Origin of the sequence: Kribbella sp. (assembly GCF_035655035.1) — a bacterium.
In the GTDB taxonomy this organism is placed as follows: domain Bacteria; phylum Actinomycetota; class Actinomycetes; order Propionibacteriales; family Kribbellaceae; genus Kribbella.
In genome coordinates this window covers 1-9,043 of the sequence record NZ_DASRVN010000478.1, presented here as the reverse complement: position 1 = coordinate 9,043, position 9,043 = coordinate 1, and the positions used below count along the sequence as shown (strand labels likewise).

The window sequence follows — 9,043 nt, the reverse complement described above, 5'->3', positions numbered from 1 at the left end:
AGCAGAGGTTCCCCCATGTACCCATAGTGACATCGGGGGGCAACCGATTAGGTGCGGGGGCAACTATCTCGGGGTGATTTCAGGGTTGTGCCCGTTCTCCGAGGGAACCTTCGGGGTCTCGGTCTCGCCGCTGAACGCCTTCGTGACGTTCTGCAGTGCCGTGGTGACCTCGGACGGGATGACCCAGAACGTGTTGCCGGGGCCTTTGGCCAGCTCGGGCAGCATCTGAAGGTACTGGTACGCGAGCAGCTTCGGGTCCGGGTCGTTGCGGTGGATCGCCTCGAAGACCGTGTCGATCGCCTTCGCCTGCCCCTCGGCGCGCAGGATCGCGGCCTGCCGGTCACCCTCGGCGGTCAGGATCCGGGACTGCCGGGCGCCCTCCGCGTTCAGGATCGCGGCTCGCTTCTCCCGCTCGGCCCGCATCTGCTTCTCCATCGACTCCTTGATCGAGGCCGGCGGCTCGATCGCCTTCAGCTCGACCCGGTTCACCCGGATGCCCCACTTGCCGGACGCCTCGTCCAGCACCCCGCGCAGGATCGAGTTGATGTGTTCGCGCGACGTCAGCGTCTTCTCCAGGTCCAGCGAACCGATCACGTTCCGCAACGTGGTCACGGTCAGCTGCTCGATCGCCTGGATGTAGTTGAAGATCTCGTACGCCGCCGCGCGCGGATCGGTGACCTGGAAGTACAGCACCGTGTCGATGTGGACGACCAGGTTGTCCTCGGTGATCACCGAGTTCGGCTGGAAGGAGACCACCTGCTCGCGCAGGTCGATCAGCGGCCGGGGCCGGTCCACGAACGGGATCACCACGTTCAGGCCGGGCTCCAGCGTGCGTAGGTACCGCCCGAGCCGCTCGACGTTGCTGGCCCGGGCCTGCGGGACGATCCGTACCGTCCGCAGTACCAGGACGACGGCGAGCAGTGCGACGACGATGCCGATGATCAAAGCGGCCATGGTTCCTCCTGGGGATGCACGAGGGCGGTGGCCCCCTCGATCGCGAAGACGTCAACCCGCGTCCCCGCCGGGATGCGCAGATCCGGGTCGTACGAACGGGCGCTCCATTCCTCGCCGCCGATCCGGACCCGGCCGGTGTCGCGGTCACAGTCCGCGAGTACCAAGGCCTCTCGGCCGACCAGCGCGGCGACACCCGTGCGCAGTCCCGGGTGGCCGGTCAGGTGCCGGCGGGCGACCGGGCGGACCAGCGTGACCAGCGCGGTCGCGGTGATCGCGAACGCGACCACCTGGAAGCCGACCCCGAGCCCGAGCGCGGCCACCGCGGCGGCGGACACCGCCGCGACGGCCAGCAGGAGCAGGTCGAAGGTCGCTGTCATCAACTCGGCCGTGCCGAGGACGGCCGCGATCATCGACCACAAGAGCCACGAGTGCATGCCAAGTACCTCTACTTCGAAGGTACTCCGAGATACGCAACCAGGCAGCTAACGGTTCAGCTCAGGACCCGTGGGGACGACGGCGATCAACGACGTGACCTCCCGGGCGGCCGCCGGATGGCTGTTCACCGACCTGCCCTTCTTGTACCGCTCGACGATCGCGTTCAGTTCGTCGTTGAAAGTCTTCGCCTCGTCGTGGGTCAGCCAGAGCCGTGACCTGCTCATCGAGCTGACGTCGTCCCAGCCGTCGTCGGCGTCCATCTCCAGGAACTGGTCGGCGACCGCGTCCATCGTCGTCTTGATCATCGCCTGGCTCGCCAGCCGGCCCGCGCCGGTGGACTGACTGGAGATCACCAGGCTGGACGCGGGCGCCTTCCAGGGGCGTTCGCGGCCGTCGGCGGACTCGTCGGCGCGCTGGATGATGCCCCACTTCTCCAGGGCCCGGAGGTGGTAGCTCATCGCGGACGGGGTCAGCCCGGCCAGCTCCGCGCATTCGGTCGCGGTCAGCACCTTGCCGTTGAACAGCTCGTCGATGACACGCTGCCGGGCCGGATGCGCGAGCGCGCGGATCGCCCGCGGATCGGTGATCACCAGCCGTTTCTTCGTACCCACGAGGTCAGCGTAGCGAACCGCTTGACGGCGTCAAACCTGAAGTGTTTACTTCACAACTATGAAGCAATCACTTCAGACCTCGATCTGGTCGTACCGCGACATCCGGCTGGTGCTGCCCGCCCGCGCGCTCTCCTACGCGGGCGACTCGATCGCGCTGATCGCGCTGATCCTGCGGGTCTCCGACGGACACGGACCGGCCGCGGTCACCGCGCTGCTGCTGGCGTTCGCCGTACCGACGGTCGCGATGATCCCGTTCGCGGGACGGATCGTGGACGGGTACGACTCGCGGACCGTCCTGGTCTGGGCGGGGTTGCTGCAGGTCGTCGCGGGCGTCGGGCTGGCGTTCGTGAGCGACCTGGTCCACACGCTCGCGCTGGTGTGCGTACTGCAGATCGGCCAGGCCGTCGCCGGTCCCGCGTGGGGCGCGCTGATCCCACGGATCGTCGGCGAGGAGCTGGTCGGCCGTACCACCGGGGCCAGTCAGGCGCTGATCGGCGTCGCGACCCTGGCCGGCTCGGCGGCGGGCGGCGTACTGGTCGGCTGGGCCGGGAGCCGCGGGGCTTTGCTCGTCGACGCGTCCACCTTCCTGGTACTGGTCGTCATCGCCGGGCTGGTCCGTACCCGCCGTCGCCCCGAGCCGGGCAGCGACGCGGAGAAGGGCGGCGTGACGGCCGGGCTGCGGGCGATCTTCGGCGACGGCGTCCTGCGGATCCTGGTCCCGGCGCTCTGGCTGTTCGTGGTCGTCGGCGAGGCGGTCAACGTGGTCGAGGTCTTCCTGATCACCGGCGAACTCGGCCTCGGTCCGACCATGTACGGCGTCGCAGGCGCGGCGACCGGCCTGGGCGCCATCGCCGGCTCCGCCTACACCGGCCGCTTGCACACCGACGCCGGACGGTCCCGGGCTGTCATCGGCGGGATGGCGGCCATAGGTGGTTCGTGCGTGCTGATCGGGCTGGCCGGAAACCTCGTCACGCTGCTGATCGGTGCGACCACGATCGGTGTCGGCAGCGGGATGCTCAACGCCGCGACCAGCTCACTCATCGTGACCCGTTCGGCGGAGAACGTCCGCGGCCGGGTGATCGCCGCCCTCAACGGGACCGTCCGTACGTTCAGCATCCTGGCCTTGTTACTGGGTGGTGCGGCAGGTGCGCTGCTCGGTCCGCGCGGGACGTTCGTGACCTGCGGGGTGGCGTGTGCGGTGGCCGCCGCGGTCGCCGGCGTCCTCGTCGTACGAACAAAGGATTCGGAGCTGGAGGCGGTCAGTCACTAGCCTTAAGGCATGACTGATACACACGTGGACCCGGTGAACCCCGACAGCGGGCAGGACGACCTGCCCGAGCAGATGCGGGTTCGCCGGGAGAAGCGTGACCGCCTGCTGGCGGAAGGAGTCCCGCCGTACCCGATCTCCGTACCGCGGACGCACCTGCTGAAGGACCTGCGGGCGAAGTACGACGCGCAGGAGCTGGAGGCGGACACCCGCACCGGCGAGCAGGTCTCGGTGACCGGCCGGGTGATCTTCCTGCGCAACACCGGCAAGCTCTGCTTCGTCCGGCTCCGCGAGGGCGACGGGACCGAGCTCCAGGTGATGCTGTCGCTGGCCGACCTCGGTGAGGAGGAGCTGGCCCGGTTCAAGCAGCTCGTCGACATCGGCGACCTGCTGTCGGTCCAGGGCGAGGTGATCACCAGCCGGCGCGGTGAGCTGTCCGTGCAGGCGACCGCGTGGCAGATGGCCGCGAAGACGCTCCGCCCGCTGCCGAACGAGCACAAGCCGCTCAGCGAAGAGGCCCGCGTCCGGATGCGGTACGTCGACCTGATCGTCCGCCCGGAGGCACGGGAGATGGTCCGCGCGAAGGCCGCCGTACTGAAGGCGCTGCGCGCAACGTACGACGGCCACGGCTTCGTCGAGGTCGAGACGCCGGTGCTGCAGCTCACCAACGGTGGTGCCGCGGCGCGGCCGTTCTCGACCCACCTGAACGCGTTCGACCAGGAGATGAAGCTCCGGATCGCGCTCGAGCTGGACCTGAAGCGGGCGATGATCGGCGGCGTCGACCGGGTGTACGAGATCGGCCGGACGTTCCGCAACGAGGGCCTGGACTCCACGCACTCCGCGGAATTCTCGATGATCGAGGCGTATCAGGCGTACGGCGATTACGACACGATGGCCGAGCTGATCCAGGAGCTGATCCGGAACTCCGGCCGCGCGATCGGGCGTACGTCGATCACTGCGCGCGACGGGCAGACCATCGACGTCGAGCAGCCGTTCCGGCACGCGACGCTTTTCGGGCTGCTGTCCGAGGCGGTCGGCGAGAGCGTCGACGTGACCACCGACCTGGCCACGCTGCTGAAGTTGGCCGAGCAGCACGACGTCGAGCTGCAGCCCGGCCGGAATGCCGGCGAGATCGCCGTGGACTTGTTCGAGAAGCTCTGCGAGCACACGCTGATCCAGCCCACCTTTGTTCGTGACTATCCGGAGTCGGCGCGGCCGCTGGCGAAGCCGCACCGGGAAATTCCGGGGCTGGTCGAGGCCTGGGACCTGTTCGTCAACGGCGTCGAGCTCGGGGTCGCGTACTCGGAGCTGAACGACCCGGTGATCCAGCGCGATCGCCTGGTGGCGCAGTCGATGCAGGCCGCGGCCGGCGACCCGGAGGCGATGGAACTCGACGAGGACTTCCTGCGCGCAATGGAATTCGGCATGCCGCCGGCCGGTGGTATGGGGATGGGCCTGGACCGGTTGGTGATGTTGCTCACCGGCACCGGTATCCGGGAGACGATTCTGTTCCCGTTGCTCCGGCCGGAGTAATTTCCGGGTTGTTGCATAGCACAACGGACCGCGTTCGCAAATCCTGGGTCCGAATTGATTCCGGACCGGCCGGTTCGGTCCGGATGAATACTCAAGGTCACCATCGACGCACGGCGTCGATGAATGACAAGAACCCTGTTTGTGCGGTACAAATCAGGTGCTAACAATTCGGCAGGGGGATTGTGCCCGATGGCGGGCGCGGAAAGGTTGTCATCGATGGCACAAAGGGTGCAGGTGGTTCTCGAGGACGATCTCGACGGCGGTAAGGCCGACGAGACCGTCACTTTCGGGCTGGACGGAACGACCTACGAGATCGACCTGTCCAAGAAGAACGCCGCGAAACTGCGCGACGCGCTGGCCGCGTACGTCGGCAACGGCCGCCGGGTGGCCGGGCGCCGGGGCGCGGCGGGCCGGTCCCGCGGGCGCGGCGGCCGCTCCGCGTCGGACTCCGCGGACATCCGGGCCTGGGCCAAGGAGAACGGGTACGACGTCAGCGAGCGCGGCCGGATCTCCGCCGAGGTGCGCGCGGCGTACAACGAGGCCAAGTAGTAGTTTTCCCAGCTGCCGCCGGTCCCGGCCCCTTTTCAGGGGGTGCCGGGACCGTCCGCATTCCGGTTGTTTCACAGAGTGGGACGCGGGCGTGTCGGATCCGGTGGCTGACCGGACAGGTAGTTCACGGAATTCGCTGGTGGCGAACAAGCTGTTCCGGCCGGGTCACACGGGAACACGCTGGTGATCCGGTCGGTTGTCCCCTTGTGATGCCCTCCGGGCAACCGCCGGACGCGTGATCGGGTGTTCGCCGAGAGCGAGCCTGTCGGTACCGGGGACTAGCATGCAGGTACGGGGGTCGGCCAACACGGCACGTCCGACTCCTCTGAGGCAAGGAGCGCTTTGGCGATGTTTGAACGATTTACGGACCGCGCCCGTCGGGTAGTCGTCCTGGCTCAGGAAGAGGCCAGGATGCTCAGCCACAACTACATCGGGACCGAGCACATCCTGCTCGGCCTGATCCACGAGGGTGAGGGTGTCGCCGCCAAGGCTCTCGAGAGCCTGGGTATCTCGCTCGAGGCCGTTCGTTCCCAGGTCGAGGAGATCATCGGCCAGGGGCAGCAGGCACCGAGCGGGCACATCCCGTTCACCCCCCGCGCCAAGAAGGTGCTGGAGCTCTCCCTGCGTGAGGCCCTGCAACTGGGCCACAACTACATCGGCACCGAGCACATCCTGCTCGGCCTCATCCGCGAGGGTGAGGGTGTCGCCGCGCAGGTCCTGGTCAAGCTGGGCGCGGACCTGAACAAGGTCCGGCAGCAGGTCATCCAGCTGCTCAGCGGGTACCAGGGCAAGGAGACCACGGCGCCGGGCGCCGGGAGCCAGGGCGATGCCCCGAGCAGCTCCCTGGTGCTCGACCAGTTCGGCCGGAACTACACCCAGTCGGCCCGCGAGGCGAAACTCGACCCGGTGATCGGCCGGGAGACCGAGATCGAGCGGGTCATGCAGGTGCTGTCCCGCCGTACCAAGAACAACCCTGTCCTGATCGGTGAGCCGGGCGTCGGCAAGACCGCCATCGTGGAAGGTCTGGCACAGCAGATCGTCCGTGGTGACGTCCCGGAGACGCTGAAGGACAAGCAGATCTACTCCCTCGACCTGGGCGCCCTGGTAGCCGGTTCGCGCTACCGCGGTGACTTCGAGGAGCGGTTGAAGAAGGTGCTCAAGGAGATCCGCACCCGCGGCGACATCGTGCTGTTCATCGACGAGATCCACACCCTCGTCGGGGCCGGCGCGGCCGAGGGCGCGATCGACGCGGCGAGCATCCTGAAGCCGATGCTGGCCCGCGGCGAGCTGCAGACGATCGGCGCCACCACCCTCGACGAGTACCGCAAGTACGTCGAGAAGGACGCCGCGCTGGAGCGCCGGTTCCAGCCGATCCAGGTGGCCGAGCCCTCGATCGCGCACACGATCGAGATCCTCAAGGGCCTCCGCGACCGGTACGAGGCGCACCACCGGGTGACGATCACCGACGCCGCGCTGGTGAACGCCGCCCAGATGGCCGACCGGTACATCTCGGACCGCTTCCTGCCGGACAAGGCGATCGACCTGATCGACGAGGCCGGTGCCCGGTTGCGGATCCGCCGGATGACGGCTCCGCCGGACCTGCGCGAGTTCGACGAGAAGATCGCGACGGTCCGCCGGGAGAAGGAGTCGGCGATCGACGCTCAGGACTTCGAGCGCGCCGCCCGGCTGCGGGACGACGAGAAGAAGCTGATCAACGCCAAGTCCGAGCGGGAGAAGCAGTGGAAGGCCGGCGACATGGACGTCGTCGCCGAGGTCGACGAGGAGCTGATCGCGGAGGTGCTCAGCACCGCGACCGGCATCCCGGTCTTCAAGCTGACCGAGGAGGAGTCCTCGCGGCTGCTGGACATGGAGAAGGAGCTGGCCAAGCGGTACATCGGCCAGACCGATGCGGTCAAGGCGCTGTCCCGTTCGATCCGGCGTACCCGCGCCGGCCTGAAGGACCCGCGGCGCCCGAGCGGCTCGTTCATCTTCGCCGGCCCGTCCGGTGTCGGTAAGACCGAGCTGTCGAAGGCGCTGACCGAGTTCCTGTTCGGCGACGAGAACGCGCTGATCAGCCTCGACATGTCCGAGTACTCGGAGAAGCACACCGCGTCCCGGCTGTTCGGTTCGCCTCCTGGTTACGTCGGCTACGAAGAGGGTGGCCAGCTGACCGAGAAGGTCCGCCGCAAGCCGTTCAGCGTGGTGCTGTTCGACGAGGTGGAGAAGGCCCACCCGGACATCTTCAACTCGCTGCTGCAGATCCTCGACGAGGGCCGGCTCACCGACGCACAGGGTCGCGTGGTCGACTTCAAGAACACCGTCATCATCATGACCACGAACCTCGGCACCAAGGACATCGCGAAGGCGGTGAGCCTCGGCTTCTCGCAGGCGAACGACACCACGTCGTCGTACGAGAAGATGAAGGCCAAGGTGACGGAGGAGCTGAAGCAGCACTTCCGTCCGGAGTTCCTGAACCGCGTCGACGAGATCGTGGTCTTCCACCAGCACACGATGGAAGACATCGTCAAGATCGTCGACCTGATGGTGGCCCAGATCGAGCTGCGGCTGAAGGACAAGGACATGGGCATCGAGCTCACGCCGGCGGCGAAGGAACTCGCCGCGAAGCGTGGCTTCGACCCGGTCCTGGGTGCCCGCCCACTGCGCCGCGCACTCCAGCGCGACGTGGAGGACGTGCTGGCCGAGAAGATCCTGTTCGGGGAACTCCGCCCCGGCCAGATCGTCCTGGTCGACGCCGCCCCCGAAGGCACGGTCAACGAGGACGGCCTGACCGAGTACTTCACCTTCACCGGCAACCAGAAGTCCACCACCTCCGACCTGGAGCTGACCGACCTAACCACCGGCCCCGGCTCCTCCGGCCCCCAGGACTCCTAACACCCCCCGAGACGCCCGACCGACCCCACCGGCCGGGCGTCTCGCCCGTCCACCCCTGTTCCCCGCGCAGGTTCACCCCGCGCAGGTTCGCCCCGCGCAGGCTCACCCCGCGCAGATCCACCCGTCGGACGTCCGCCCTCGCGCGTCCGCCTCCTACGTCGCGCCCGGCGCAGTTGCTCGGGCGCGTTCGCCCCGCACGTTCTAACCCCGGGCGCGTTCAACCCGCGCGTCCGCCCCCTCGCGCGTGACCCGCGCGCGTCTTCGCCTTGCGAGTCGGGCCCTCGTACGTCAAGCCCGCCGTCGTACGTGCGTCCGTCGCGCGTCCCCCGCTGCTCTCCTCTCCGCCGTTCGCGCGCCCACCCCCGCGCTCGTCCGTCGTACGTCGGGCCGTCGTACGTCCGCCCCGTGCGCCCCTCCGCCCGTCGCGCGTCCACCCCGCGCACATTTACCCCGCGCACCCCGGCGTACGTCTACCCTGCGCCTCCGCCGTTCGGGCGTCCGCCCCGCACGCGTCCGCCCCGCGTACGTCACGTTCGCGCGTCCGCGCCTTGCACCCCGCGCCTGCCCACCCTGTCCGGCCCGCGCCTGTCCGCGCCGGGCCCGTCCGGCCCGCGCAGTCGCCCGTCGTACGTCCAGCCCTCGGGCACGTCCGCCCGGCGTGGGTCCGCCCCGCGCCTCTCCGCCGTCCGCGTCCGCCGCCTCCGCTCCTCGCGGCTCCGCCGAGTCGTGGGGATTGGCTCGGGGGGTGTCGAGTCGTGGGGATTGGTTGGTTGAGGGGAGCCGTTCTTCACGACTCGGGGGA

The 9,043-nt window shown here is 68.5% G+C and carries 7 protein-coding genes and 1 pseudogene; 4 read left to right on the top strand and 4 right to left on the bottom strand.

Annotated elements, in window-relative coordinates:
• Nucleotides 1-63 precede the first annotated feature (63 nt).
• The 3 genes from VFF46_RS26140 to VFF46_RS26130 are packed head-to-tail and all read right to left on the bottom strand — an operon-like array spanning nt 64 to nt 2,000.
• Nucleotides 64-954 carry an SPFH domain-containing protein gene (locus VFF46_RS26140; protein WP_325039863.1) on the bottom strand — a complete coding sequence of 297 codons (891 nt, stop codon included), beginning with the start codon at nt 952-954 and terminating at the stop codon, nt 64-66.
• Nucleotides 942-1,388, bottom strand: a complete 447-nt coding sequence (locus tag VFF46_RS26135; protein ID WP_325039862.1) for an NfeD family protein — start codon at nt 1,386-1,388, stop codon at nt 942-944. Before VFF46_RS26135 ends, VFF46_RS26140 begins: the two co-directional genes overlap by 13 nt.
• Nucleotides 1,389-1,436: 48 nt before the next feature.
• A complete protein-coding gene (locus tag VFF46_RS26130) occupies nt 1,437-2,000 on the bottom strand; it encodes a winged helix-turn-helix domain-containing protein (RefSeq protein WP_325039861.1) in 564 nt (187 codons plus the stop codon).
• A gap of 58 nt (nt 2,001-2,058) precedes the next feature.
• Here VFF46_RS26130 and VFF46_RS26125 point away from each other — a divergent pair, with 58 nt between their 5' ends.
• The 4 genes from VFF46_RS26125 (at nt 2,059) to VFF46_RS26110 (ending at nt 8,241) form a co-directional block, all read left to right on the top strand.
• Complete coding sequence (locus VFF46_RS26125) at nt 2,059-3,270, top strand: MFS transporter (protein WP_325039860.1); 1,212 nt, start codon at nt 2,059-2,061, stop codon at nt 3,268-3,270.
• Nucleotides 3,271-3,279: 9 nt separating this feature from the next.
• Nucleotides 3,280-4,800 (top strand): lysine--tRNA ligase, encoded by a 1,521-nt coding sequence (lysS, locus tag VFF46_RS26120; RefSeq protein WP_325039859.1) that lies wholly within the window; start codon nt 3,280-3,282, stop codon nt 4,798-4,800.
• Between the two features lie 216 nt (nt 4,801-5,016).
• Complete coding sequence (locus VFF46_RS26115; RefSeq protein WP_325039858.1) at nt 5,017-5,349, top strand: Lsr2 family protein; 333 nt, start codon at nt 5,017-5,019, stop codon at nt 5,347-5,349.
• A gap of 348 nt (nt 5,350-5,697) precedes the next feature.
• On the top strand, nt 5,698-8,241 hold the full coding sequence (locus VFF46_RS26110; protein ID WP_325039857.1) for an ATP-dependent Clp protease ATP-binding subunit: 2,544 nt from the start codon (nt 5,698-5,700) through the stop codon (nt 8,239-8,241).
• Here the strand turns inward: VFF46_RS26110 and VFF46_RS40645 are convergent.
• Nucleotides 8,153-8,368, bottom strand: a pseudogene (locus tag VFF46_RS40645) (pentapeptide repeat-containing protein); the annotation flags it as partial. The gene VFF46_RS26110 and the pseudogene VFF46_RS40645 sit on opposite strands and share 89 nt — an antisense overlap.
• Between the last annotated feature and the right edge of the window lie 675 nt (nt 8,369-9,043).